The 25,169-nt window shown below is 68.1% G+C and carries 28 protein-coding genes and 4 pseudogenes; 18 read left to right on the forward strand and 14 right to left on the reverse strand.

Annotation, left to right across the window (positions count from 1 at the left end; translation table 11 throughout):
• Positions 1-94: 94 nt before the first annotated feature.
• Both ACIP82_RS16160 and ACIP82_RS16165 read left to right on the forward strand, forming a co-directional pair.
• Positions 95-1,429, forward strand: a complete 1,335-nt coding sequence (locus ACIP82_RS16160; protein ID WP_400653797.1) for a choice-of-anchor A family protein — start codon at positions 95-97, stop codon at positions 1,427-1,429.
• 301 nt (positions 1,430-1,730) lie between these two features.
• Positions 1,731-2,426: an LAETG motif-containing sortase-dependent surface protein gene (locus ACIP82_RS16165; RefSeq protein ID WP_400653799.1), complete on the forward strand. Its 696-nt coding sequence runs from the start codon at positions 1,731-1,733 to the stop codon at positions 2,424-2,426.
• A gap of 200 nt (positions 2,427-2,626) precedes the next feature.
• Here the strand turns inward: ACIP82_RS16165 and ACIP82_RS16170 are convergent, their stop codons facing one another.
• On the reverse strand, positions 2,627-2,887 hold the full coding sequence (locus tag ACIP82_RS16170) for an RICIN domain-containing protein (protein WP_400653801.1): 261 nt from the start codon (positions 2,885-2,887) through the stop codon (positions 2,627-2,629).
• A gap of 25 nt (positions 2,888-2,912) precedes the next feature.
• Between ACIP82_RS16170 and ACIP82_RS16175 the strand changes: the two are divergent.
• Positions 2,913-3,053, forward strand: a pseudogene (locus ACIP82_RS16175) (IS5/IS1182 family transposase); the annotation flags it as partial.
• Positions 3,054-3,064: 11 nt separating this feature from the next.
• Here the strand turns inward: ACIP82_RS16175 and ACIP82_RS16180 are convergent.
• Positions 3,065-4,234, reverse strand: a complete 1,170-nt coding sequence (locus ACIP82_RS16180) for a damage-control phosphatase ARMT1 family protein (protein WP_400653803.1) — start codon at positions 4,232-4,234, stop codon at positions 3,065-3,067.
• 191 nt (positions 4,235-4,425) lie between these two features.
• Between ACIP82_RS16180 and ACIP82_RS16185 the strand changes: the two genes are divergently transcribed.
• The 4 genes from ACIP82_RS16185 to ACIP82_RS16200 all read left to right on the forward strand — a co-directional run bounded on the left by ACIP82_RS16185 (position 4,426) and on the right by ACIP82_RS16200 (position 6,822).
• Positions 4,426-4,962 (forward strand): hypothetical protein, encoded by a 537-nt coding sequence (locus ACIP82_RS16185; RefSeq protein WP_400653805.1) that lies wholly within the window; start codon positions 4,426-4,428, stop codon positions 4,960-4,962.
• Between the two features lie 35 nt (positions 4,963-4,997).
• Positions 4,998-5,393, forward strand: coding sequence for a hypothetical protein (locus tag ACIP82_RS16190; protein ID WP_400653807.1), 396 nt, complete (start codon positions 4,998-5,000; stop codon positions 5,391-5,393).
• A gap of 258 nt (positions 5,394-5,651) precedes the next feature.
• Positions 5,652-6,155, forward strand: coding sequence for a hypothetical protein (locus tag ACIP82_RS16195; RefSeq protein ID WP_363611990.1), 504 nt, complete (start codon positions 5,652-5,654; stop codon positions 6,153-6,155).
• A 136-nt stretch (positions 6,156-6,291) separates the two neighbouring features.
• On the forward strand, positions 6,292-6,822 hold the full coding sequence (locus ACIP82_RS16200; protein ID WP_363611992.1) for an SgcJ/EcaC family oxidoreductase: 531 nt from the start codon (positions 6,292-6,294) through the stop codon (positions 6,820-6,822).
• A 273-nt stretch (positions 6,823-7,095) separates the two neighbouring features.
• Here ACIP82_RS16200 and ACIP82_RS16205 read toward each other — a convergent pair whose 3' ends face one another.
• The gene (locus tag ACIP82_RS16205; RefSeq protein WP_363611994.1) at positions 7,096-7,419 is read right to left on the reverse strand and encodes a hypothetical protein; all 324 of its coding nucleotides are present in this window, start codon (positions 7,417-7,419) and stop codon (positions 7,096-7,098) included.
• Positions 7,420-7,428: 9 nt separating this feature from the next.
• Positions 7,429-7,938 carry a helix-turn-helix domain-containing protein gene (locus tag ACIP82_RS16210; protein ID WP_400653810.1) on the reverse strand — a complete coding sequence of 170 codons (510 nt, stop codon included), beginning with the start codon at positions 7,936-7,938 and terminating at the stop codon, positions 7,429-7,431.
• A 280-nt stretch (positions 7,939-8,218) separates the two neighbouring features.
• Between ACIP82_RS16210 and ACIP82_RS16215 the strand changes: the two genes are divergently transcribed.
• Both ACIP82_RS16215 and ACIP82_RS16220 read left to right on the forward strand, forming a co-directional pair.
• Positions 8,219-8,788 (forward strand): DUF3291 domain-containing protein, encoded by a 570-nt coding sequence (locus tag ACIP82_RS16215; protein ID WP_400653812.1) that lies wholly within the window; start codon positions 8,219-8,221, stop codon positions 8,786-8,788.
• A 47-nt stretch (positions 8,789-8,835) separates the two neighbouring features.
• Complete coding sequence (locus ACIP82_RS16220; RefSeq protein ID WP_400653814.1) at positions 8,836-9,003, forward strand: hypothetical protein; 168 nt, start codon at positions 8,836-8,838, stop codon at positions 9,001-9,003.
• An 84-nt stretch (positions 9,004-9,087) separates the two neighbouring features.
• On the opposite strand, the pseudogene ACIP82_RS16225 reads toward ACIP82_RS16220, so the two are convergent.
• Positions 9,088-9,282, reverse strand: a pseudogene (locus ACIP82_RS16225) (hypothetical protein); the annotation flags it as partial.
• A gap of 52 nt (positions 9,283-9,334) precedes the next feature.
• Positions 9,335-9,436 (reverse strand): annotated as a pseudogene (locus ACIP82_RS16230) (hypothetical protein); the annotation flags it as partial.
• 350 nt (positions 9,437-9,786) lie between these two features.
• Between ACIP82_RS16230 and ACIP82_RS16235 the strand changes: the two are divergent.
• From ACIP82_RS16235 to ACIP82_RS16260, 6 genes and pseudogenes are all read left to right on the forward strand, one after another.
• A complete protein-coding gene (locus ACIP82_RS16235) occupies positions 9,787-10,959 on the forward strand; it encodes an ice-binding family protein (protein WP_400653816.1) in 1,173 nt (390 codons plus the stop codon).
• Between the two features lie 260 nt (positions 10,960-11,219).
• Entirely contained in the window at positions 11,220-11,948 is a 729-nt protein-coding gene (locus tag ACIP82_RS16240) for a DUF5819 family protein (RefSeq protein ID WP_400653818.1), read from the forward strand.
• Entirely contained in the window at positions 11,938-13,071 is a 1,134-nt protein-coding gene (locus ACIP82_RS16245) for an HTTM domain-containing protein (protein WP_400653820.1), read from the forward strand. Before ACIP82_RS16240 ends, ACIP82_RS16245 begins: the two co-directional genes overlap by 11 nt.
• 30 nt (positions 13,072-13,101) lie before the next feature.
• Positions 13,102-13,509, forward strand: coding sequence for a thiol-disulfide oxidoreductase DCC family protein (locus tag ACIP82_RS16250; protein ID WP_400653822.1), 408 nt, complete (start codon positions 13,102-13,104; stop codon positions 13,507-13,509).
• Positions 13,510-13,859: 350 nt separating this feature from the next.
• Positions 13,860-14,138: pseudogene (locus ACIP82_RS16255) on the forward strand (DUF6879 family protein); the annotation flags it as partial.
• A gap of 197 nt (positions 14,139-14,335) precedes the next feature.
• Positions 14,336-14,611 (forward strand): hypothetical protein, encoded by a 276-nt coding sequence (locus ACIP82_RS16260; RefSeq protein ID WP_400653824.1) that lies wholly within the window; start codon positions 14,336-14,338, stop codon positions 14,609-14,611.
• A gap of 196 nt (positions 14,612-14,807) precedes the next feature.
• On the opposite strand, the gene ACIP82_RS16265 is transcribed toward ACIP82_RS16260, so the two are convergent.
• The 6 genes from ACIP82_RS16265 to hemC (ACIP82_RS16290) form a co-directional block, all read right to left on the reverse strand.
• Positions 14,808-15,617 carry a hypothetical protein gene (locus tag ACIP82_RS16265; protein ID WP_400653826.1) on the reverse strand — a complete coding sequence of 270 codons (810 nt, stop codon included), beginning with the start codon at positions 15,615-15,617 and terminating at the stop codon, positions 14,808-14,810.
• Positions 15,618-16,187: 570 nt separating this feature from the next.
• On the reverse strand, positions 16,188-16,391 hold the full coding sequence (locus tag ACIP82_RS16270; protein WP_400653828.1) for a DUF397 domain-containing protein: 204 nt from the start codon (positions 16,389-16,391) through the stop codon (positions 16,188-16,190).
• A gap of 112 nt (positions 16,392-16,503) precedes the next feature.
• Complete coding sequence (locus tag ACIP82_RS16275; RefSeq protein ID WP_400653830.1) at positions 16,504-17,358, reverse strand: hypothetical protein; 855 nt, start codon at positions 17,356-17,358, stop codon at positions 16,504-16,506.
• A gap of 872 nt (positions 17,359-18,230) precedes the next feature.
• Complete coding sequence (gene istB, locus ACIP82_RS16280) at positions 18,231-19,016, reverse strand: IS21-like element helper ATPase IstB (protein ID WP_400653832.1); 786 nt, start codon at positions 19,014-19,016, stop codon at positions 18,231-18,233.
• Complete coding sequence (locus ACIP82_RS16285) at positions 19,013-20,155, reverse strand: Mu transposase domain-containing protein (protein WP_400653834.1); 1,143 nt, start codon at positions 20,153-20,155, stop codon at positions 19,013-19,015. Before ACIP82_RS16285 ends, istB begins: the two co-directional genes overlap by 4 nt.
• A 201-nt stretch (positions 20,156-20,356) precedes the next feature.
• Entirely contained in the window at positions 20,357-21,295 is a 939-nt protein-coding gene (gene hemC / locus ACIP82_RS16290) for a hydroxymethylbilane synthase (protein WP_400653836.1), read from the reverse strand.
• Positions 21,296-21,394: 99 nt separating this feature from the next.
• Between hemC (ACIP82_RS16290) and hemC (ACIP82_RS16295) the strand changes: the two genes are divergently transcribed.
• The gene (hemC, locus tag ACIP82_RS16295) at positions 21,395-22,321 is read left to right on the forward strand and encodes a hydroxymethylbilane synthase (protein WP_400653838.1); all 927 of its coding nucleotides are present in this window, start codon (positions 21,395-21,397) and stop codon (positions 22,319-22,321) included.
• Here hemC (ACIP82_RS16295) and ACIP82_RS16300 read toward each other — a convergent pair.
• Positions 22,318-23,289 (reverse strand): hypothetical protein, encoded by a 972-nt coding sequence (locus ACIP82_RS16300; protein ID WP_400653840.1) that lies wholly within the window; start codon positions 23,287-23,289, stop codon positions 22,318-22,320. The genes hemC (ACIP82_RS16295) and ACIP82_RS16300 overlap by 4 nt on opposite strands.
• A gap of 34 nt (positions 23,290-23,323) precedes the next feature.
• Complete coding sequence (locus tag ACIP82_RS16305; protein ID WP_400653842.1) at positions 23,324-23,497, reverse strand: hypothetical protein; 174 nt, start codon at positions 23,495-23,497, stop codon at positions 23,324-23,326.
• A gap of 866 nt (positions 23,498-24,363) precedes the next feature.
• Between ACIP82_RS16305 and ACIP82_RS16310 the strand changes: the two genes are divergently transcribed.
• Together ACIP82_RS16310 and ACIP82_RS16315 are read left to right on the forward strand one after the other, a co-directional pair.
• A complete protein-coding gene (locus ACIP82_RS16310; protein ID WP_400653844.1) occupies positions 24,364-24,639 on the forward strand; it encodes a hypothetical protein in 276 nt (91 codons plus the stop codon).
• Entirely contained in the window at positions 24,599-25,144 is a 546-nt protein-coding gene (locus tag ACIP82_RS16315; RefSeq protein WP_400653846.1) for a DUF6879 family protein, read from the forward strand. The genes ACIP82_RS16310 and ACIP82_RS16315 overlap by 41 nt, the downstream gene beginning before the upstream one ends.
• Positions 25,145-25,169 lie beyond the last annotated feature (25 nt).

A 25,169-nucleotide genomic window follows, 5' to 3' on the forward strand; every position in this document is an offset into this window, starting at 1 on the left:
GACCAATCACCCGTTTGGCCGAAAGAGTGCGGTTTGGTCCATACCTTTTTAGGGACCACTCCCACCCCCCGCACCTCAAGCGGAGATCCTGCACATGCGCATACACATACCCGCCGCTGCGCTCGCACTCGGCGGATCCCTTGCCCTGGCCGGTCTCATCGCCCCGGCCGCCCACGCCACCGGCTCCGGCGAGCAGTGCCAGAGCCTCGGAGTGGCCAATCTCTACGGGGAGTTCATCGAGGGCGACGACACCCATACCCCCGACGCCGAAGGCGCGGTGGCGGTCGGCGGCAACGCCAACTTCACCGGCGGCTTCTCGGTCGGTCAGGAGCTCACCCCCGGCCAGATCGCGGCCCTGCCCGGCGGCAACGCGCTGGTCGTCGCCGGCAGCATCACCGGTCACAACACGCAGGTCATGAAGGGGAACGGCGTCTTCGGCTCGAAGGCCAACGCTGCCGTCATCGACGCGCACCAGGGCAAAATCAGCCAAGGTGCCTCCCCGATCGACTTCAAGGCCGAGTTCGCCAAGCTGCGCTCCGCCTCCTCCTCGCTCGCCGCCGCGCCGCAGACCGCCGGTGCCAAGGTCGAGGCGAAGGGTGCGGACCTCTACCTGAGCAGCGGCGACGCCAAGCTGAACAGCTTCACCGTCAGTGCCGGCACGCTCCAGGGCGCCACCAACGTCTTCATCAAGGTGCCGGCCGGTTCGGTCACGGTGATCAACGTGACCGGTGACGCGTACGACATGGCCGCTGCCAAGACCACCGGCTTCCACCTGTGGGACGCGGCCAAGGAGTCCTACGTCCTGGACGACAAGCTCCAGAGCGCCTCCGGCGGGGCCGTCCGGGCCAAGCTGCTCTGGAACTTCCCGACCGCCACCAAGGTGGTCAAGAACAGCCAGGCCGCCTGGGCCGGCACCGTGCTGGCGCCGAACGCCGCGTTCGACCTCGGCAGCGCCGGACCGGTCAACGGTTCGGTGATCGCCAAGTCGCTGACCGGCAAGGGCGGTGCCGAGACGCACCACTACCCGTTCACCGGCTGCCTGCCGACCGTCGTCCCGCCGCCGACCACCGTGCCCACCGTTCCGCCGGTGGTGCCGAGCGGTACGCCGTCGGCGACCACCACCCCGAGCACGCCCGGCACCCCGGGTACGCCGGAGGCCTCGGCGACCCCGGGGGCCTCCGGCAGCCCGTCCGCCCCGGCGAGCGGCCAGCCCAGCCCGGGTGCCTCGGCCAGCCCGTCGGCCTCCGTCTCGGCGGTGGCGAGTGCCGGAGCCTCGGCCAGCCCGTCCGCGGAGGCGAACGCCGGCGGCGGTCTGGCGCACACCGGCTCCGGGCCGGTCGTTCCGCTGGCGATCGGCGGGGCGGTCGTGATCGCCGCCGGTGGCGCGATCGTGGTGGCCACACGTCGCCGGGCGGCCAAGAAGGCCTGACCGCATGCCGATTGATCGTTCATGTTGCCCTCGGTGGTCGAATCGGACCGCCGGGGGCAACACTTTTTGGCCGGTGTGACGGAATCCATTCAAGTTTGCCGAATCGGTGTTGTGCGAGGTGACGGGTGTGATGGGCTGGCCATGCACATCCGGGGGCGGACGGACAGACGAAATCCGGCCGTACGACGGGGTGTGGTGAGGTGCGGGGGTGCCGGTAGAGTCCCCCCGGACAGCCGTAGCGGGCCACCGCCTGACCACTCAACAAGCCTGCTGCACAAGACCGTTCGGAGGGGACAACGAAATGGCGCGACAGCAGCGGCAGCTCGGCATCAGGAGCGCGGCACTCGCGGGAACGGCGGCGGCCGCCGTCCTCCTGCCCGTGGCCCTGGCGACCAACGCCTCGGCGCACATTCCCACGTGGACGACGAGCTGCGACAAGGTCGTGATCGACCTGACCAATTACAGCGACACGAACGGTGTGAAGAACACCGTCAGCCTCACCATCGACGGCGAAAAGGTGCTCGACCAGAAGGAGTTCGGCAAGGAGTACCACGGTGCCTTCCCGGTGAAGGACCACTCCGCGCCGGTCACCGCGACCTTTGTGGTCACGACCACCGAGGACCCGAAGAACAGCGACTGGAACAAGACGGAGACCAGGACGATCGAGGTCTGCCACACCCCGACTCCGACCCCGACCCCGACTCCGACTCCGACCCCCACGCCGACGCCGACGCCTACGCCCACCAAGACCCCCACGCCCACACCGACACTCACCCCGACCCCCACGCCCACGCCCACCCGGACCCCGACGCCCACGGCGACGCCCACGCCCAGCCGGACGCCCACCCCGGTGCCCACCACCCCCGGCCCGGTGCTCGCCCAGACCGGTAGCAGCGACGCCACCCCCGCCATCGCGGCGGCCGGCGGCGGTGTCCTCCTCCTCGGCGGCGCCCTCGTCCTGATCACCCGCAAGCGGCGCGGCGGCAACCACAACTGACGTCACGTCGTAACAGGGTGGCCCCTCGCTCGGATGAGCGAGGGGCCACCGGCGGAACTCCGCGACGCCGCGCGCCCCGGGTCTCGTCATGACCCATGGTGCGCGCCTTCGCACCCAGGGCATCTCGGGGCCGTACCGGTCCGCGGCCACGTCCGCGCCGAGGATCCACGCTGCGGGAGCCGGCCGGGCACTGACGAAGATCAGCGCGCGATCGCCGACCACTTCTGGTTGGCGCCGCCGGTGGACGCCCACTGATCGGCGGTGGCACCGTTGTTGGTGGCCCAGCCGCCCATCTCCAGCACGAGAACGCGGTGGCCGTTGGTGATTCGCCAGCCCCCGCTGGGGCTGTTGCGCTCCCAGCTCCAACTCTGCTTCATACCGCGGGTGCAGTCCCACTGGCGGACCGGTGCGCCGTTGTCGGTCCGCCAGTCCGCGACCTCCAGGCACTTTCCGCTGTGCACGTTTACCGAACCGGATGACCATGGCCTCGGGCGGTCGCGCGGCGGGCTGACCACCAAGCTGCACCTGGCTGTGGAACGGGGGCAGAAGCCACTGTCGCTGCGCGTCACCGCCGGCCAGCGCCATGACAGCCCGCAGTTCCAGCCGGTCCCGGAGGGCATCCGGGTGCCCCGCACGGGTCACGCCTGGGCGTGGACCTGGATGATGCCGTACTTGCCGCTGGTCCGCCACGGCTCCCCCGTGGCCTCCAGCCCGGCGACCACCGGTCCGTCCAGACCGACGATGACGTCCGACTTCAACGTGCGGAGCGCTGCCACAGGGGAGGGGAAGTGGCCGACCCGCTCGGCGAACGGGACCGTGGCGTCCCAGAGCTGGTCCCCGACGAGGCGGCGGTAGTTGAGGTCGCCCTTGGTGATCGTCAGCGTGGCGCCGGAGAGCTCGCTGCTGAGATCGGCGGGCATGTCGTGGAACGGCAGCGGCGCGCAGAAGAACTGGTGCGTGCGGACCGTGAGGGTGCCGCTGTTCATCGCCTGCCAGAGCCGGCGGCCAATCAGTTCCGCTTCCCGGCCCGGGCCGCTGCGGAGTCGGTCGACGGTCGCGAGGACGTCCGCGGTGGTCGCGTCCGACACGTAGTAGGGGAAAGGCTTGACGTACAGGACGACCTCGGCGGCGATCCCGCTCGCGAGGAGGTGGTCGATCAGGACGAGGTCGGGCAGCAGCTCCCGGCCGGCGTTGTCCGCGACGACGCAGACCCTCGGGTCGCGCGCGGCCGCGAGCATGGACCACAGGAGCGGGCCGTCGTCGGCGATCAGCGCGGGCAGCAGGGCGTCGTCGGCCGAGGCGGTGATCTGGAAACCGAGGTCGGCCCGGTTGCCCCAGAGCGCCGACGCGAGCAGCACCTCGCCCCGCTTCTCGGTGGCCAGAGAGGGCAGGCCGCTGAGGGCCGCCAGCTCGGCGTCGACGGCCGGGCCGGCGAGTTCGGCGTGCTTGAACGGTGCGAACGGGTCGATGCCCTGCCAAGTCCCGGGCCGGAAGAAGCCGGTGGCTTCGAGCAGCCTGCGGTAGAAGTAGCTCTCGGCCCACAGGAACGGCGCCTCGCTCCACGGCCGTCCGAACACGCCCTCGCCGCCCCACTCCAGCCACTGCTGGTGATCGTGGGCACTCTCGTCGAGCGGCTCCAGCACACCGCTGGTGCTCTCGGCGAGGAGTTCTTCGATCGCGGTTCGCTCGAACGGCCCGTAAGGCAGTGCGTCGAGCACCTGCTGGATGAGCTTCGGGTGCCGCTCGTGGAAGACGCCCCGGGCGAACGAACCGGGGGTGCCGCTCAGGATCACGGGTGCGGTGGGCATGTTCGGACTCCGGGTCGTGGGGATGGACATCTCGGCGGTCATCCTCGCGGAGGCGGAGGGCCCCGCCGTGAACCCCGGCTCCGAGGAGCCCGGAGTCGCATGCCGGGGTACCGTTGTTCGTTTCCGTCGTCGTCGCGACCGACGCAGGCGAGCCGGCGACCGCGCCCCGAGTTTCGCGAGATGGAGTCACCGTGTCCTCGAACGTCTTCCGCAGCGGCATCGGACGGCTGCTCTTCGACCGGGGGCCCGATGAGCTGAGGGTCTGGAGTGTGGCACAGGTGCCGAGGAGCACACTGTACGGTGCCCCCGTCGAGGCCAACATTCTGCTCGAAGGTACCGACGACATCGACCAGGCCGATCTTCTCCTGGTCGGCGAGGTACTCGGCAGGCTCGACCACTACCTTGAGACGGGGCTCCGCTTCGTGCGCGAGGCGTTGGAGGCCGACCCGGCTTTCTTCGGTCTCACCGAAGCGGAGTCGGAGTCCTACCGCGGCCTGCCTGTCGCAGACTTTCCTCTGGATTCCCCGCAGCTCAACTTCTACATCGACGAGTGGCACCTGCGTTTCGCCGAGGGGCGTATGCCCATCTGCGACCCCTACGGTCTCGTGATCGTGTTCAACGGGCAACGGCCGTTGAAAGTGGAGGACTTGAGCGACGCCACTGCCGTCGACGCCGATGGCACCGACGGCACCGACGGCACCGACGGCTCGGGGCGACAGGATTCCTGAACCACCGGCAGGTTCTTCACGGAGTGCGACTCCGCATGATGTGGCCCGATGCCCTGGTCGAGACGGCGAAGCAGATCACCGTCCCGATCGAGTTCGCCATGCCGTGGGACAACGAGCGCATCCCGCGCGAGGCCGGCCTCGCGCTGTTCGACGCCTTCGCCTCGAAGGAGAGGACGTCGCACGCCAACGCGGGCCAGCACTTCGACATGCCCAGGTTCGGGGCCGACAGCGCGGTCCGGTTCCTCGCCCGGCACCTTGGCCGGACGGTCACCTCACCGGCCCGAGGTGAGCGGCAGCGGCGTCCGGTCCGCCGACCGGGCGCCGCGACCGCGGCCCGGGAGTCCTTCGGCCAGGTGGTGTCCTGGTCGTCTCGGCCAACAGCGACACGGACAAGCGCGGGTTGGACCAGCTCTGGGCCAGTACTCCGGTGACCGGGCGACCGGCCCGCGAGGGCGTCACCCCTTCAGGTCGAGGAAGTCGGCCTGAAGGGGGCGCCGACGGCGAAGCGGCGTGCTCAGCGGGCGCCTGGGGCGTCCGGCAACCGCACGACGGCGGTACCGGCCTGGGACTCGCCGAACCGCCGGCTCCGCACCCCACAGCTCCATCTGATCCGACGTCACCACGCGACGATCATTGCGGGCAGGATGACCCACGCGGCGAGTGTCGCCGCGACACCACGGGAGACCCGCATGGCTGACTACTTTCCGTACCGCATCGTGACCAGGAGAGGGGACCTGACGCTGATCTGGCGGCCCGGCGAGGGCGATGCACCCGATGAGCTCCTCGTTGACGACCTCGGAGGACTCCTCGCGTTCCAAGACCTCAAGACGCTGCGGGAATACTGTGAGCGCAACGACCGGGAGCTCATCTGGGAGGGCGAAGGCACTCTCGATCTGGCCGTCGTACGGCGATGGGTCGAGCACCCCGACCTTGACTCGGTGTCGGCAGGACTGCTGTTGGAGGCGTGGAACTTCTTCGAAGACCTCTCCCGCAGCCTGAAGGCCGGCCCGCCCCTTCCCTCCCAGGGATCAATCCACGACAGCGCCTACGAAAAGATATTCGGCGGTGACGCTCTCGAACCGACCGCCGGCGAGGGAGCCTGGACGGACGAGGAGACCGCAGCCGTGCGCGAACTCCTCCGAGCCGGGCTGGACCTCTGGGAGCATGCCGTGCGTGGGTCCGGCACCGGCTGATCGAATCTCCGGGTCTTTCCGCGCACCCAGCTCAAGTGCCGCTGGACACCAGTCCTGTCGGCATGCGAGATCGACTGCGCTGGGCGAGGCTGGGTGAAGCCGTCCGTTCGACCACCGATGACCCAGGAGGTGCTGAATGAGACGCACGCACTATGCCGCGATCGCGGTCACCGCCGCTGTGCTGTTCACGGGAACCGGAGCGACGTACGCGGCCGGAAGCGACGTACGGCCTGCCGTGACGCACAGTACTCTGGCAGGCACCGCGCAGCCCGCCACCGTCACGCCGCCCACTCCAGGGCAGATCGCCGCCCTGTTCGACGGCTGGAACGCGGCACTGGCCACCGGCGACCCGAACCGTGTCGCGGATCTCTACGCCCCGGGCGCCGTGCTGCTGCCCACCGTCGCAAGCATCCGCACCACCCGCGCCGGGATCGTCGATTACTTCACGAAATTTCTGGAGAGCAAGCCCGTCGGAAAGATCCAGGAGCGGTACATCAACATCCTGAACGATACGAGCGCCATCGACACGGGCCTCTACCAGTTCACGCTGACCGACAAGGACGGCAGCAAGAGTACGATCAACGCCCGCTACACCTACGTGTACGAGTTGCGTGGCGGCCACTGGCTGATCATCAACCACCACTCCTCGAAGGTGCCTACGGGCTGAGATCCGTCTCCTGGCCTCCGCCCCTTGTTCCATGCGGGTGCTGCGAGGCTCGCCCCCACAGCCTCGCAGCACCCGACGTCGAAAATGTCCGTTTCGGTGGTCATCACCACGATCGTCAAGCCGCAGCAGCGTGTCTCAGCGCGCATTCACCCGCGCGGCCCCGGCCATCGGTCGGTACACAAACGGAGCCGGACGCGGCCGCTGCGTGCCGTTGACGCAGCCAGGGATGAGCGGCTATCCGCAGGGCGGAGACCGGTGGCCGCTGCGGCCTGACTACAGCGACGCCCGCGAGGCTGCCCCCGCGAAGGCGACATGCAGGTCGATGACGACCTCCTCGCCCTCCCAGCGGCCGCGCTCCGAGATCTCAAGGCCGATCAGTGCCAGATCACCAGCCTGGCCCCGCAGCTCGTACTGCTCATGGGTCTCCTCACCGAGGTCACCCAACTCGTCACGCTCCCAAGCGGCCACCGCGGCCTCGGCCACAGCCCTGGGCAGTCGCACCGTGACACGGCCGACCTGGGCGTCGACATGCTCCCCGATCGCTGCCAGCACCTTCGAGTCTTCCCGATACCGGACGTACTCCTCTTGATCCACCACAGGGCGAGGCTACTCGGACTGCTGGACCGGTCCCGACTGAATCAACCCGGCGTCTATGCGGTCAGAGCACTGGCCCTCAGCGGGCCGGGTCTCCCGGGTGATCCACTCAAGGTACGGCAGCGGCCCGGACAGGATCGGCAGTGCGATTACCTCCGGGATGAAGATCCAGGAGCGGTGCTGCCAGGGTTTGAGCGCGTCCTGGGCGAGCCGGCGGCGCACGGTCGACGCCGACATGAACGGGGCGATGCCCCGCCGGGCGGCCTCGCGGGCCAGTTCCGGGCACGACCAGCGTGAGAGCGGTACTTCACTCTCGGCAGGCAGCCGGCAGGTCGGCGCCCTGACCTCAGCGGCCTGCAGCGGTGTGAACGAGGCGGGACGGCCGCAGCGTTGACGGTCTTCGAGCCCGGGCAGGCCCGCCTGGGCGAACCGGCCACGCCAGCGGCGCACGGTGTCCAAATGCAGCCCCGTCTCCCGGGCGATGCATGCGTTGGAGCGTCCACGCGCGGCGTGCAGCACCACTGTGCCCGCACCCGCAGCCTGCCCCGCCCGTCACCGCCCCAGCCCCCGTAATGACCGGTGCAAGAGGCCACTTGGGCAGGAAAAACGCAACTTCGACATGGGCCGCAGAGGCAGCTATCTTCACCTGGTCTTCGGCGATCGCCCACGGCCGCACAGGAGTTCCTTCAGGCCGAGCCACCCGCGACGGGACGAGTCGGTCACGCCCCACGAATCCTCGCCCCCATGCCCAAGCCACCGAACCAGGTCCACACCAGGCACCCCCCCAACCAGGGAGAGACGCATGCCCCGTCTTGCGCTGTACACATTCGGCGTCCTGCAGTCACCTCTCGCCGATCCCGCACCTCTCACACGCGAACTCCACGACAGCGGCGAGGCCATCTACCGGAAGATCAGCCGGCACCCCGGATACCTCGCTCATGCCGAAGCGGCGGACGGCGGCCAGGGCACACACTTCGACCTGGACTGGGGTGCGTGGGGAGAGTTCGTCGTACCGACCTGGTACGGCAAGGGCCACACGGTGGAAACCATCGCCCTGGCCGCGACACTCTCACTCTGGGCCGACCTGCGCCCCGCCTTCGACGCCATCTACACCGGTCTGCACCGTGAGGCGCTGAACAGGCGTTACGACTGGTTCGAGAGGACAGGACACCCGGCTTACGTGTTCTGGTGGGTCTCCGACGGCGTGACACCCACCTGGCAGGACGGGGTTTCCAGGCTGGAACACCTCCACGACCACGGCTCCGCGCCGCACGCCTTCACCTTCCACCACTCGTTCGCCCCGGACGGAACTCCGACCAGGATCGAAGGCATCGGGCCGAAGAGCGACCGGTTCGCTGACAAGGAAGCCTGAACGACTGGGTTCGCTGTCAAACGCCTCGATTGAATGACGGCGAACAGATGCGTCTGCGCTACGGCGGATCCGCCAGTACCTGGGGCTTCGCCCTCTACCTCGCGAGCACCGACGAGCACCAAGACGCCATCCTGCCCACCAGCGGCTTCGCCGGCACCCCCGAAGACGCCCTCGACTGCGCCTGCGGCCTCTACCTCACCGACCCCAGCATCTGACCCCGCACCACACACAACACAGGCTCCACAGTCAACCCCCGAAGGATTTACGGAGCCGACCACTAGGCGCGTATTTGATTGTGATCAAGAGGCGGTCCGGGTGAGGTCTTTGATCCAGATCATCGAGGCGTGGAGGTGGAGGCCTGCGAGGTAGCTTTCCGGGGTCTTGTCATATCGGGTGGCGATGCCTCGCCAGGTCTTCAGCTTGTTGATCAGGCGCTCGACGGTGTTCCGGTCCTTGTAGAGCTCGGCGTCGTGGCCGACGGGCCGGCCGCCCTTGCCGCATCTCCCGCCACTGCCCGCCCGTCCGGAATCGCCAGATCACGCCCTCGAACTGCTGCCGCAGCCGCTCCGGGTACGGGCCGTACTCGCCGATCAGCAGGTACGGCTCGATGAACTCCCACTCCGCATCCGTCAGTTGCACTCGCGTCACACAAAACGATCTACCAGACCAGGGCCCGCCACGAGGGTGAATCCCGCAGATTGATTACAATCAAATACGCACCCTAGGCCGTTGTCGACTCGGTGTAACTGGGTGGAGGGCGATCGCCAAGCATATCTATTTGATTATGTGACCATGAGTGGCAATTCATTCGGAAATCACCCGTATGGATCGCGTGCAGATCTTCGGTGTCGGCTAATATAAAGTCGAACCTCTTCCCTGGGCGAATGAGGGATGGGTCGTCGAAATCTACGATGCCTGCCGACGGGAAGGGAGTGTCAGGTCGTCGGAGATCGATGATCGCGAACCTGCCATATTTCCCCACAGAAATAGGCTTTTAGATGACACTGAACATCTCTGGCGCGCTTAACTGGCGCGCAATTTCGACTTGGGTCGCGACGGTCGTGTTCATCGTCGCTGCCGCAATCACGACATCGCTGCTGCCGGCTCATGCCATTGCCACGGCCGTTCCCCTGGGGACGGCGAGCAGCTTCGCGGTTCTGGGTGGCCAGTCCGTCACCAACACCGGTCCCTCCGCCATCACCGGAGACCTCGGAGTGAGCCCGGGTTCGTCAATCACCGGGTTTCCGCCTGGTTTGGTGAGCGGGGCCATTCACCAGGCGGATGCGGTCGCGCTTCAGGCCCAGACCGATCTGACCACGGCGTACAACAACGCCGCGAGCCAGGCCACGAATGTCACCCTCACCTCCCCTGGAGACCTCGGTGGCCTGACGCTTGTTCCGGGTGTCTACACCGCCTCTTCTTCCATCGACCTCACGGGCACCCTCACGCTTGACGCGCAGGGTAACCCCAACGCGGTCTGGGTCTTCCAGGTCGGATCGACCCTGACGACGGCATCCGCCAGCCGTGTGCTCCTGATCAACGGTGCTGCGCCGTGCAACGTCTACTGGCAGATCGGAAGTTCTGCCACGCTCGGCACCAACACCACCTTCGTAGGCAACATCCTGGCACTGACCTCGATCGGACTTAACACCAGCGCGAGCATCGATGGCCGAGCGCTGGCTCGCAACGGCTCCGTGACGCTGGACACCAACCGGATCACCCTGCCCAGCTGCCCAACGACCACCACTGGCGGTACAACTGCCGGTACTACCACTGCCGGTACCACTGCCGGTACCACCACTGCCGGTACCACTGCCGGTACCACCACTGCTGGTACCACTGGCAGTACCACAGGCGGTCTCCTCGGCGGTGTGCTCGGCGGTGTGCTTACCACGGGTGGCACGACAAGCGGTCTCCTGGGCGGCGCGGTCGCCGGCAACACCACTGGTAGTACCACGGCGGGTGGCATCACCGGCGCTTCCGCGATCGGTGGCATCACCGGCGCTACCACAGGCGGTAACCACGGCGAGCACGGTGACCACGGAGGGCATGGTGACCACGGAGAGCACGGAGAGCACGGAGAGCACGGCGAGCATGGTGACCACGGAGAGCACGGCGAGCAGGGGTGTTCTCCGTGCGACGACAAGTGGGGCGAGCCCGTGAACTCGTAGCTGATTCGGGAAGTCAGGTGGGCACCACGACAGGCGGGCCATGAGCAGAGGCCCTCGTGCGTGAATGCGGCTCCGGAGTGCGGCCCTCGGGGGCTGCGTCCGAGGTGGCAGCCTGCTTGACAGACGCAAAAACTGGTGGCGCGCGGCGGATCGTCATGGACCCTGTCGCGCGCCCCAAGACGCTCAAGGCAAGCAGAGTCTAGGGAGCAGTCACAGTGGTAAGGACGGGGCCCAGTCGTGCGATGGGCGGCACAGAGTCCGTGAAGACGAAGGAAGCGGGCCGCCAACCGGCCGACGACGGCATCCCCGCCGACGTGGTGCAGGGCACGCAGCCGTCCGTCACCGAGTCCGGCGAGCAGCTTGCCGGCCTGTCAGGACTGTCGCGCCCGTTGGGGGCGGCCGCAGTCGTCGCTGTGGCTCTGTGCCTGGCAACATCCCTCGTCCACGTGCTGCTGGTATTTCTGTATGTAGCTCCCTCGAACCAACTGTCCCAGTACTACGGCAGGCAGCTCAATGCGTGGATCTTCCCGTTGTTCGAGCAGAACTGGCGGCTGTTCGCTCCGGACCCGGAGTCCGTGACTCGGCAGATTTCCGTGAGAACCGAGCGGACCTCAGCGGATGGTAACCGCGAGGTCAGTGACTGGTTCGACCTGACCGCCGTCGACGACTCCGACGTCGAGCACAACGTCTTCCCGAGCCATACAACGCAGAACATGCTGCGTCGATCCTGGATCGCTTATCTCGAAGCGTATGGAAGCGACGACCAGCCGCACTCCGAGCGGGCTGTGATGTTGCGGAGATACCTTCGCAACATTGCGGTGGAGCGACTCGCCGTCCATCAGAACGTTACGTATGAGGCCATCCAGTTGCGGGTGATTACTCGGCCCATCGCGGCGCCCACCACGCCGGGCGGTCCGCGCCCGACCGCACCAGCCTCGGTCGACACCAGGTACCTGCCCTGGTGGAAGGTGGCATCCAATGGAAACTGAGCAGACTCCAGTTCCGGCGCTCTCTCCGCGCCACACGGCCCTGCGGAACGGTGACGCCGGCAGCCAACGGATGCCCCGCCGAATCGGCGCGCTGGGCAGCGCCGTGACCGATCGACCGATGTCCCTGTACGCGGCGGCAGTGCTGCGCATCGGGTACGGCCTGCTCTACCTGGCCTTCCTGCTGAGGGAGTTCCCGCACCGCGACGAGATCTGGGGTCCTGGTTCGCCGTGGACGCCCGCCCTGGCGAGGCAACTGTTCGATCAGACCGGCTGGTTCAGCATTCTTACCCTGTCTGACAGTCAGGCGTACTTCGAGATCTGCTATGCGACGGCTGTCGTCACGTCCGTACTGTTCGTCCTGGGTTGGCGGACCAGGATGGTGTCGCTCCTGTTCGCGGTCGTGGTGACCTCGTTCCATGCGCGGGCCATCTTCATGACGGACGGGGGAGACAACCTCATCCTCCTCATGGCCGTGTACCTCTCCTTGACTGCCTGCGGCCGACGCTGGTCCCTCGACGCGCGGAGGACACGCCTCGTAGCCTCGGGCGATGCAGAGCACTCGGTGTCAGGTCCGAGAGCGCCTGGCTTCTGGTATCAACTCGGCGTCACACGCAAGCTGTTGAGCACGGTGCTGCACAACTGCGCCATGGTCGTCATCGCGGCTCAGGTCTGCATCGTCTACGGATCCGCAGGCTTCTACAAGGTGCAGGGCGGCTCCTGGGGAAACGGGACTGCCCTCCACTACGTCATGAACCTCGACCTGTTCCGGCCCTGGCCGGCGTTGTCACTCATGGTGGACAGCCACCCCATCCTGATCGCCGTCGCCACCTACATGACGGTGCTGTTGCAGGTGGCCTTCCCGTTCGTGCTGTTCGGCAGGCTGAAGTACATCGTCCTGACAATGCTGCTCGGGATGCACGTGGGCATCGCCGTTCTGATGGGTCTTCCGCTCTTCTCCGGAGCCATGATCGTCGCGGATGCCGTATTCCTGCCGGACCGCTTCTACGCATTCCTGGGACAACTGTGGCGGCGCACCTTTCAACGGGCAGTTGCCGTGGGAGCAGGGGAACCATCCCAGAGGGAGAGCCCAGTCGTACCGGCGCAGCCCGGATCGGCCGGCTGAGGCCAAGATGTGCGAGGAACTGTTCCAGCCGTGGACGGAGACGAGATGAGCGGCGCGGCCGCCAGCACAGAACCAGTGCTGGCGTACGACGGGGACTGCGGCTTCTGCCAAGTCACGATCGATCGGATCCGCCGGCTGGCCGGTCCGCAGATCGAAGCCGTACCGTGGCAGGTTCTGCCGGAGCAGCTCACCTCCCCACACCTGGCGCGGCTGGACCGGGAGGTGCTCCTCTTCCACAACGGCGCGGTCCGCGCGGGCGGGGCAGACGCGTTGGCTCGATTCGTCGGATCCTCATCGGCCCGCCGGTACCAACTGGCAGCCGCCGCGGCCGGCCTGCCCGGCGTACGAACCTGCGCCCGTCAGGTCTACGCCCTGGTGGCGAAGAACAGGCGGCACATGCGCGGCAGTACGGCCTCCTGCGCCCTGCCCCGGCCCTGAGTCACCCCAGCACGAACACATTGGCCCTTCGCGGGGAGTGCGTTGAGGTCGCTGTCCTCGGACCGGGCTGGGTCACCGGCTTGATCGAGGAACTCCGGGAGATGGCGGTGAGCTTCTCAGAGTCCCTCGCCAAGGACCGGGCATCCGTCTACAACATCATCACCCGCCGCGCCGCCTGAGCCCATCACCTGCGACACCGTATCCGGCGTCGGCGCAGGCTCCGGCTGAAGGCCGCCCTGCTCGGACGCTCCAGGGGCGGGCAGACCAGCAAGGTTCATTGCGCCGGTGACCGGAGGTGCCGCCCGCCGGCGTTCGTCCTGACCGAGGGGCAGACCGCGGACAGCCCGCAGTTCATCCCCTACGAGTACGGCGGAACCGTTGTCAACCTCGCGTCCGGGGAACAGGTCCGGTGGTTGCCGAGGCGTCAGGCGTCGGACCTGGCACTTCCGGGAAACGACTTCTGGGTCTTCGACGGGGGGACGGTTGTCTTCAACCACTTCACCGGTGACGGGGACTGGGCTGAACCTCCGAAGGAGCTCCGGACCGAACCGGCTGTGGCGAAGCTGTGCGTGGACGCCTTCGAATCGGTCTGGGAGCGGGCCACCCCGCACGACCGGTACAACGTCTGACCCTCGCCGCAGCAGCTACGAACACCGGACAGCCGGCTCATGCCGTCAGCTTCCCCGTCATCCAGCGCTCAAGCCGCACGGAAGGCACTCACTTCAAGCGGTTCCGGCTCAACTTCTGTGGCGGGCTCACCAGCCGTGATGTCGGTGGCAGGTGGTGGGATGGCCGCACCCTGAAGGACGCCTGGTGGGAGATTCCGATGCCCGTGTACCCGTCGCTTACCCGTGCTCTGGCGGAGGCGTTGATCGATGTTCTCTGGTTCATCGAGGGCTGCGAAGACGAGCAGATGGATCCGGACGACGCTGTCAAAGTCCTGGAGGGCGTTGCCCACCTTGTGAGCCGGTTGTCGAGTGATCAGCGCAGCGAGTTCATCCACCTACTCGGGACGATGGCTGAAGAAGAGGCCAATCCTTCGCGCCGCGAGTTCCTGGAGGGCTTCCCAGAAGGTTGCGGGCTTGTGGAGGATGCGGGGTGACCTGGGCTCTATGAGCGGAGCAGCACCCGCTTGCGGAGGAGGTCGAAGCCAGCGCGGCCAACCATCCGGCGACGGCCCGGGGTGAGGGCGGTCGCGCGGTGGTGCATCGGAGGATGCATTTCACCTGAGTTGGTCAATATTTAGGAGTGTGCGGTCCAAGGCCTGCGGTCGACGACAGTCGATCCGACCAACTGGCTCACCAATCGGCGCTGATCTGATCAGCGACCGAGAAGTCGGTCTCGCAGTCAGGGCAGGTTGCGTTTCCGAAGACGTAGGTCAGCGTCTGCGCGACCTCGCGTTGCCCGTCCGCGAGCGCGATGTCATGGAGTCGTTGGCCGATGCTGTCCAGCTCTGCGGGAGCCGCTGGTCGTAGGGCTCTTGTCTCGATGTCGCCGTCCGAGAGTGCATAGTCGTCGCTGGTGGAGAAGAAGCCACGCTCGCCGAGGACGATGAACAAGCTCGCGTCGCAGCCTGGGCATGAGATCTCGTATTCCTCGTTCCCGAGCCCCCAGGCCAGGTCTTCACTCCAGCCCACGACACCTTCGAAGCCCAGCATGGCTTCCATGAGGTGGATGTACTCGGTGCGGTCCGAAGCGGTTCGACGGTACTGATTCACAGTTCTCAGCAGTGCCGCGATCTCCGCCGCATGCTCTGAGAGGATGTCGCCGGCCCCGTGCAGCTGACCGGCGCCGGCCGTGATCGCACCCGCCAGGACGAGGGCGTTGACCGCCTGTTCCCGGTTCCTGCTCTCCGCCGTGCCGGCCAGCCAGGGCAGTGCTGCGAAGCTGGCCGAGTAGACGCTGCCCTGGTGACACAAGGCCGACCACAGGTCGTGCCAGAGCTCGGCGCTCGGCTCTGCTGCGATCCGGTCCAGCAGGGGCGGTATGTCCTCGGCGGCACCGTAGGCATGGCTGAGTTGCGACCAATCCGTCATGCCGAGATCCAACCAGGCCGATGGGCTCCTTGCCGAAGCGGGATGGCGCTCGCCGGCTTCGAAGAAGTCCAACTCGGACGCCGGTAACGCAGCATGTCCGCAGGCTGCCACAGCTGTCCGTCCGGAGTCGCGCCGATATCCGCCCGAGGCCCCTGATACCCGGAGCCTCGGACGCGCGACTCAACCAGCGGTTACGGGACAACCTTAGCGATCGACGTCCGTCGGGCTCGCGCTGATCACTCAGCGCGAGCCCCAGTTGGACTCGGCCGCGAACAGGCGACACCTGAACACGCGAGCCCACCAGTCCCGGGGGCCGAACCGGCCTGCGATCGCTCCCCGGTTGTCCTGAGTCTCCGTGTGAATGTGCGGGAAGCGCACTCTCACCCTTCGAGTGCGGAGACTGCCCGGCGTCAGCGAGGTCGCCGATCCCGCGCCGATTGTTGTTCACCTCGGCTCGTGCGAGGCCTGGGCCGAGCAGTGTGGTGTGCCGCTTCGGGAGACCGTTGTCCGTGCGGGCGAGATCGTTGCTGATGTCATCGAGGCACGGGGGTCGTTCGGGATGACCTGCCTCGGCGGGATTCTGGTCTGCGGGGCGTAGTTGTCGGTGGCCCCTTGCGAGGCGCAAGGGGCCACCGAAACGATTCACTGCGCGCCGCCGCCGAAGTGGTCGAACTCGCCGGCCTTGATGCCTTGGAGGAACTTGGCGAACTTGGTGGGGGTGGTGCGGACGATGATGTCGCCGGTGTCGGACTCGCGCAGTTCGACCAGCCCGTTGGCGGTACGTACCTTGACACACGTGTCGTTCGCGGCGGAGCGGCTGGACTTCTGCCAAACGGAGCCGGCCATGATTGCTTTGCACCTGTCGGCTCCTCCGGCAGTTGCGCGACTGCCTGAACCGGGAGATCGACGAGGAACTGCTGGTTCGGTATCGAGTGCTTCTTCGGGCGCGGGGCGGGCATCAGGTCGTTTGAAGCTCGGTGAGCAGCCGTGCGGCCTCCTGGCGCGCGGGCTCGACCCGGGGGTCCTCCGGATGAGCGTCGGGCTCGGCGAATTTCGCGAACACGAACAGCTTCATCACCTTGCCGTCCCGGCTCTCCAGATCGTGGTGTCGTTCCCGCCGCACGCGCTCCGCGAGAGCCGGGACGGCCATGGAAGCCGCCAGTAGTGAGGCGGCGTCCAGGCCGCGTGGCGCGTTACCCCAGTCCTCCCAGTCGAACAGGCAGAAGCACGGACCGGTGACGTTCGCCCAGTTGAGGTCGGCGTGAGCCGGAAGCCACTGGCGGACGGCCGCGTCGGCCCGGCCCGGAAAGGCGGTCCGGATCGTCTCGGTGACGAGAGACTGTGTGATCGGTTCGGTGTCGGGTGTCGCGATGCGCGTCCGCTGCCTTCCGAGCGAATCCAGCGTGGTGCCCAACTCCTTCCACCACGCGTCCGGAAGGCGCGGATCGGCGGAGAGCACGCTGGTACTGACCGGAGTCCCGGGCAGCAGGGTGGTTTCGTCCGCCCGCCACAGCGCGGCGTCCACGGAGTCGCGCCAGGACACGGACTGCCGCCAGTAGGGCTTGGCGATGCCGGTCAGCGTCTCGGCACACTCGGTGCCGTTCCAGCCCTGCCCGAGAACCTTGTGCAGAGGTCGTCGCTCGACACGAACCCAGGTCTCGCGGCTCGTCCGCGCCCCGACCGAGCGTCGCTTGCGTACCACCGTGTCCGTGTCGAGCCGGACTTGAAGCGTCCGTGCGACGCGATCGAGCACCTCATCGATCGGTTCGACCCGCAGATCCACGACGCGGCCATTGGCTACCGAGGGCGTCATGCCGGTGACCGTAACAGCGGAGTCGGCTCCGTGGAGCGACTTCGTCCCCGAGCATTCCGGACGACCAAGAGCGGAGTCTCGTCGTCGGGACGGGCGACGACGACGAGCAGGCGGGCGGCCATTCGTCGTGACGCGGCGGCCCCTCGCTCGGATGAGCGAGGGGCCGCCTTCGTATGCGGCGCGGGCGGTTGTCCGTGGGGATTCGGCTGCCGCGACGGTCGGAGTTGTGCACGATCACGTTATTCCCCACGGCTGCGGTCACGTAATTCCCCAGGATCTGGTTGGGACTGTATACCCATGCCTGTCGGGTGATCATGAGCCGTGCGATGATGTGGAAATGAGCATTTCTCGAAGGGGCCGTGCCTCGTAAGAAGCCTGTGTCGCTCCGGACTCACGACGTCCCGCGGACGAGTCCCTGGGTGCGCTACCGCGATGTCCGCGGCCTGTCCGGGGCGGCCAACGCCGCCATCCGGCGGCTGGAGAGCCAGCGGTGGCTGCCGGGACATCTATCTGCTGCCGTCAGCGTGTGGACTGCCCACGTCCACGGCACTCAGCGCCGCTGGCGGCCGTGGGAGGCCGAATTCACCTGCCCATGTTGCGGCGAGGAATGGGCCCGAGACTCTCTGGCGGATGCTCTCACCATGCTGCCACCACGATCTGCACGTGAACTACGGCGGGTGGTCGACGCATTGGATGAGGTTCTGCACCGGCGAACCTGCCACGATCCCCATGCACCGTCGGAGTTGCCCTGGTGGCGACGTCGATGCTGAACGTGTCCGTGCTCGATGTCGACTCGATGCGCAGAGGCCTGCGGCGGGGCCAGCTGTTTCCTCGGCGCCGTCACCGCCGCAGCCCTTCTTAACTGGCCCCGATCATGATCGCCCGGACTGAGTCTGGCTGATCGGCGGCTTGTCGGTGGGGTTCTTGGGGCGTTTGTTCGGCCTGTAGCTGGGGCCGTTCATGATGACCTGGTGACTGGTGTTGATGAGCCGGTCCAGGAGGGACTCGGCGACGACGGGGTTGGGGAAGAGCGGATACCAGTCGCTGGGTGCCCGGTTGCTGGTGATGATCAGGGACCGACCCTGCCGCTCGCTGACCAGCTCGTAGAGGTCGTCGGCCCGGGCCGCGGTGAGCTGGCGCATCGCGAAGTCGTCGAGGATGAGGACGTCGGGTCGGATCAGCTCGCGGATCCGCTTCTCCCAGGTTCGGTCTGCGTGGCCGCCGGCCAGGTCCGCCAGGATCCGGCTGGTCTTGGCGAAGCGGACGTTGGCGCCCTGGCGGACGGCCAGGTGGCCTAGGGCCTGAGCGATGTGGGTCTTGCCGACGCCGACCGAGCCGAACAAAATTACGGACTCGCCGGCGTGCAGCCAGCGCAGGGCGGCGAGGTCGCGGATCTGGGCTGCGGGCAGCTTCGAGGAGGCTGCGAAGTCGAACTCCTCCAGGGTGACCTGCTGCTCGAACTTCGCTCTCTGCAGACGCCGTTGGAAGGCGACGGTCTCACGGCGGGTGATCTCGTCCTGGCAGAGGACCTGTAGGAAGTCCAGGTGCCCGAGCTCACCGCCGTGGGCCTGAAGCAGGCGGGCGTCGAGGGTCTCCAGCATCCCGGATAGCCGAAGCGCCTTGAGTGACTCGCGAAGGGCCGTGTTCATCACGCTCATCGGGCGGCCTCCTGACTGTCGTCGCGACCCTGGTCGTCGCGGAGTTCGCCCTGCGTCTGGGTGGGGATGGCGGAGGCGAACAGTTGCTGGGGCCCGTGGAGGAAGGCCGCCGCTCCGGCGTTGCCCGTCTCTGGCTCCGGGTCGGTCTCGGTGTCGGCGATCAGGATGCCTTTGATGGTGCGGTAGGACGGGTCGCCGACCGTCATTGCCTTGGCGCAGGCCGCCTCCAGCCTGCTGTCGCCGTACTTCTTGCGCAGGGCGATCACCCCCTGGGCGGCGCGGAGCCGGTAGATCGCGTTGACCTCCAGCAGCTGGCCGATCACCATGCCGCAGGCGTCGCCGACCTCGGCCGCCTGGGTGCGGCACCAGATCGGCGTGCGCATCTGGAAGGCGATCTTCTCCGGCGGGTAGTCGCTCTTGTCGGTGCGCTTGCCCTGTTCGAGGGCGGCGTGGGTCTTGACCAGCTCGCCGTCGTGGAAGATCTGGACCATGGCGGCGGTGGAACGGACGTCGCCGCACCGACCGATCAGCTTCCAGGGCACCGAGTAGAGGGTGCGGCCGACCTTGATGTGGATGTCCGGGCCCACCGTGGCGGTGGACCAGCAGGCCAGGACGAACGGTGTGTCCGGCAGTGGCAGAAGGGCCTGGACCTCGATGGCCTCGAACACCGACAGCGGGGCGGCCCCGCCCGGCGGCCGGCACTGCCGCCCGCCGGCGACGCCCTTCGCCCGGGTGACGGCCTCGGACTGCATGTGCTCGACCGAGGTGAACTGGCGCCCGCTCCAGAACGAGTCGCGGAGGTAGGGCATGGGCCGCTCGACCCGCGGCTTGCCCTTCGGACGCAGGGCTCTCGCCGGGTCCACCAACGCCCCGTAGTAGGTGGCGAGTTCGGCATACGCTCTGTTGATCTTCGGGTGGTAGAGGTCGGGCTTGTCGACACCCGTGCGCAGGTTGTCCGGCACCAGCCGACGCGGGACGCCGCCGAAGAACCGGAACGCCTCGACGTGGGCCTCGGTCCAGGCGTGCTGGTTCATGTGCAGCACCGGGCGGACGAACATGTGCCGCGAACATGGCAGCACCATCACGAACGCCCAGACCCGGTGCCGCTTGCCGGTGCGCGGGTTCGTCCACTGCCCCATGAACCCGTAGTCGATCTGGGCCTCCGAGCCCGGCTCGACGACTCTCCTGAGGTGGAGCAGGGGGTTGGCGCTCGCGGGCCGACCCCACGCGGTGCGCTCACCAGTGTGTCTGGGCCGCGGGCCCCGGGGCGATGGATGACACGGCCGGCAGCCCACGCCCGGACAGGTTTCGGGGCGAGCTGGGCACTGACGCGAGGTAGGTCAGTGCGAGATGGCGTCGATCAGGTCGCGGGCACCGTCGCGGATCAAGGTGGCGGCGACTCCCATGCCGAGGGCCTCCGGGCTGAGCCGGCCAGCCGATTGCCGGGCCTCCAGCACGGTGGCGCCGTCCGGCGAGAAGACCATCGCGCGAAGGCCGAGGCGCCCGTCTGCGAAGGACCGGGCGAACCCGGCGATCGGACTGTTGCAGTGCCCGCGCAGGACGTTCAGCAGGGCCCGCTCGGCGGTGATCTCCCGCGTTGTCGCGTGGTCGCCGAGCGGGGTGAGGAGGTCGATCAGCTCGGTGTCGTCCTCGCGGCACTGCAGGCCGAGCACGGCGGCGCCGAGCGGCGGGCACATCTGCTCGACGGTCAGGATCTCGCTGATCCGGTGCTGTTCGCCGATGCGCTCCAGCCCGGAGGCTGCCAGCACCAGGGCGTCGACCTCCCCGGCGTCGAGGGCCGCCAGCCGCAGGTTCGCCGTCCCGCGGATCGGCACCAGGTCCAGGTGGGGGTGGCTGCGGGTGAGCTGGGTGATGCGCCGCACCGCCGAGGTGGCGACCCGGGTGCCGGGCGGCAGCTGGTCGATGGTGAGGCCGCCTGGGTGGATCAGGGCGTCGCGGATGTCCGCGCGGGCGGGGTGGGCGGCGAAGACGGTGCCCGGGGTGACCAGCGGGTCGCCGGCCACGTCCTTCATGCAGTGCACCGCGAGGTCGCAGACGCCGGTCTGCAGGGCGTCCTCGATGTCGCCGGTGAAGGCGCCCTTGTCGTGGAGCTTGGCCTGTTCGCCGGGCTCGCGATCGCCGGCCGCGACGAACGGCACCAGCTCGGTGGCCACGTCAGGATGGAGGGTGGCCAGGTCGGTGCGGACCTGGGCGACCTGGGCGAGCGACATGGCCGAGGCGCGGGCGCCGATGCGGATGGTGCGGCGGGTGGAGGGCATTCGATCTCCATTCATGATTCCGACATACCGTCGGAAAAAGGTCGGGCCATGCTCAAGTAACATGCGGTCAACATCTGCTCAGATGCTTGGAGTTGGGGAATGCGGACGCTGATTGTCGGATCGCGGGCCAGTCACCTCGCGCGAGCGCAGGTCAGGGAGTTCCTGGCGCCGCTGCGGGAGCGCTTCCCCGACGTCGAGTTCCGCCACCAGGTGATCCTTGAAGGCGGTGACCGGGACCGGAAGGCGGCCCTTTCGCAGGTGTCGGCCCGCTCGGGTGGCAGCGCGTTCTCCACCGAGCAGGAAGCCGCGCTGGCGCGGGGCGAGGTGGACGTGATCGTTCACTCGCTGAAAGACCTGCCGACCAGCAACCCGCCCGGCCTGGTGCTGCTGCCCCCGCCCGGCCGCGAGGACGTGCGGGACGCGCTGTGCGGCTCCACGCTGGCCGGCCTGCCGCAGGGCGGGCGAGTCGGCACCTCCGCGGCCCGCCGGATCGCCCAGTTGCTGCACCTCCGTCCGGACCTGGCGTTCGTGCCGATCCGCGGCAACGTCCCGCCGCGGCTGAACAAGCTCAAGACCATGAACCTGGACGGCGTCGTTCTGGCGGCGGCCGGGCTGGTGCGGCTCGGCCTGGACGACGCGATCGGCGAGCTGCTGCCGCTGGACCAGTTCCCCCCGAGCCCCGGCCAGGGAGCGCTGGGGATCCAGATCCGCGAGGACAACGAGTCGGCCCGCGAGATCCTGGCCGGCACCGGGGACGCAGTGGTGGACGCGGAGGTGCGGGCCGAACGGGCGATGCTCGGCGAGCTGCACGGCGGGTGCTCGGTGCCGGTCGGCGCCTACGCGAAGGCCACCGGCGAGACGCTGTCGCTGCACGCGCAGGTCACCTCCCTGGACGGGACGAAGCAGGTCGAGGCCCGCCTCTCCGGCCCCGTCTCGGAGCCGGAGAAGCTGGGCATCCAGGTGGCCGGCCTTCTCCTGGACCAGGGCGCCGAGGCGATCCTGGCGGAGATCCGCCCGGCCGGTTAGCCGGTCAGCAGCCGGGCGAGGTCACCGGCGGCGTAGGTGATGATCCGGTCGGCGCCGGAGCGCTTGAGCATCGTGAACAGCTCCAGCAGTGGCCGGAAGTCCCGCCGCCCGGTGCCCGGGTCGATCGGGGCCAGACGCGTGTACTCGCCGGAGACGGAGAACGGCACCAGCGGCGCCGACGTCTTCTGCTTGAGGCTGGTGAGCACGTCCACCGAGAACATCCCCGGCTCCAGCAGCAGCATGTCCGCCCCCTCGCCGACGAAGGCCAGGCCGGTGTCCACCGCGGTATCCGGCTGGCGCGGACTGATCTGGAACGGCCGGTGGGTGCCGGAGGCGGGGGTGGCCCGCATGGTGGCCCGGTAGCCCTCGTAGAGGGCGGAGTCGAAGATCAGGTGCGGCATGGTCGCCACGTCGCGATGGCCGTGTTCGTCCAGGGCCTGACGCACGCAGGCGGTGGTACCCCGGATCATCGCGGCCGGTCCCACGATGTCGGCGCCGGCCCCGGCCTGGATGACGGCCTGGGCGGCGATCATCGCCGCCGTGCGGTCCAGGTCGATCCGTCCGCCGCTGGTCAGGTGGCACTCACCGGTATCGGTGTGGCCGCACAGGCAGTTCTCGGTCATCACCGCGATGCCCGGCTCGGCGTCCTTGGCGGCGTGGATGGCCCGCACCATCAGGCTGTCCGGTGCGCCGGCCCCGGACGCCTCGGCGTCGCGATGCAGGCTGTTGGCGAACACCTTCACCGAGCGGATGCCCAGGGCGGCGAGGTCGCGCACCGTCTGTGGGATCTCGGCCACCGTGACGGTCGGCATCGGCCGGTCGGCGTCCTCGTTGCCCTCGCGGACCAGCAGGACCATCGACAGGTCGGCCGCCGTCAGCGAGGGACCCTCCAGGAAGCTGCGGACGGCGGCCCGGCCGTGCAGCCGGGCGACGTCCGTGATCGCTGTGCCGTGCTGGGTGGTGGTCATGTCGTCCTCTCGATCGTGGCTGCGGGCGCGTGAATCAGCGGGCGCCGGAGGCGGCCAGGGCGGGCGGGTGTATCGGTGGGCGGCGCGGGCCCGGCAGGCGGCGGATCGCCGTGCGGGCCGCCCGGCGGGGGTGGACGAAGAGCCGGCGGCTGGTGGGAACGGAGGCGGGGTCGCGGACCAGGAAGAAGCTGCTGCTGCATACGCGCATGTCGAAGGAACCGGGCGTCAGGCCGGTGCTGGGGGCTTGGATGTGCCGTGCAGAGGGAAGGGACCGATCTCGCCCGGCCGCCCGCTTGGCTGGTACATAGTCAACTACCTTCCGTAGTGATACCGGTGGTGCCAGCAGGGGGTGCATTTCTCGCGCGGGGGGCCGCTTTGGGGGGCCAGGATCGGGCACCAGTCAGTCAAAGGTTTGGGGGACGGGCATGATGGCACCAGACGGCATCGGCACCGTGCTGAGGCGGATTCGGGAGGCGGCCACACTCACCCGCGAGGAGCAGGCCCTGCTCTTACAAGCGGCTCCGCAGGCACCCCGAGTGGGGCTACCTCACGCCACTCGAAATCCGCCAGCGGCGCCAGCAAGGCCACACCCTCGCGGCGTAGATGGAGAGTGTCCGAGCCGAGGGTGGAACTTCAACGCGCACCCATGGTGTGTGCAGTGTGGTCGTACTGCTGTCGTTGCCGCCCCCTTCCTGAGTCGCGCCGCTGTCGGTCACCCGGAGGGTGCCCGATCCTGAAGCCCGGATCGGGCCAACGTAGTTGTGCGCGCAGTGCCGCGGTCGGGAGGCCACCGTTCATCGGTCCGGAGGCTGGGCAGCGGGGTGCGTCAAGCCCATACGTCGCTTCGACCCGGACATCTTGGAGCGGACGCAGGATGCCATCCGAGCTGCCGGCTTCGAGGTCGCCCCGGACCCGAGCCCGCTGGTCGCTTCTCCAAGGCCGTGTCGGGTTGTTGCCGCGGTTACCAGCGAAGGTGGACCGGCCGTGCCACGAGGCAGTGTGTCGCGTCATCAGCTATTGGGTAGTGCCGACAAAGCGCGAGTACCCGCAACCGGCTCGACACAGGAGATGGCCATGAGCCTAGAGTTCTTCGGGATCGACCCTGAGACGGAGAAAGACGGCTCGCCCACGGTGTGGGTCGAGGACGAGACGGCGGATCTGATCTTTCAGGGCGAGACAGCAGATGCGTTGCTGGCCGCTGAAGTTGGCAGCAAGAGCTGGGCACCCGGCCACTCGGCAGGGATCCCCGTTCACGAGTCGGTCATTCGGATCCCGGCACGTATGGTGCCGATCATCAGGGAGGCGTGTTGTGTCGCAGAACGCAGGGCAGCCGGTGGTGCCCGGCTTTGATGACCTGCTGGCCGGGGCTCAACGGTCGGCGGTGCATCTGGAGATGCGAGACGCCTACGGCGTGGGTGGCGAGTCCTCCGGTTTCAGGCGGTGGCAGAAGACCGGCGAGCGGGACAACGACCCGAGCTCGGACTACTGGCGGCCGTGGGTCGAGCAGATCGCGGCGACTGTTGCCCGTGGCGTGGTGATCCGCCGCGCCCGGATCGTGTCGGAGCCTGTGACCGACTACATCCGGTACGAGTACGGCGGCACCGTTGTCAACCTCGCGTCCGGGGAACAGGTCCGGTGGTTGCCGAGGCGTCAGGCGTCGGACCTGGTACTTCCGGGGAACGACTTCTGGGTCTTCGACGGGGGGACGGTTGTCTTCAACCACTTCACCGGTGACGGGGACTGGGCTGAACCTCCGAAGGAGCTCCGGACCGAACCGGCTGTGGCGAAGCTGTGCGTGGACGCCTTCGAATCGGTCTGGGAGCGGGCCACCCCGCACGACCAGTACAACGTCTGACCCTCGCCGCAGCAGCTACGAACAC

Origin of the sequence: Kitasatospora sp. NPDC088548 (assembly GCF_044753005.1) — a bacterium.
Taxonomy (GTDB): Bacteria; Actinomycetota; Actinomycetes; order Streptomycetales; family Streptomycetaceae; genus Kitasatospora.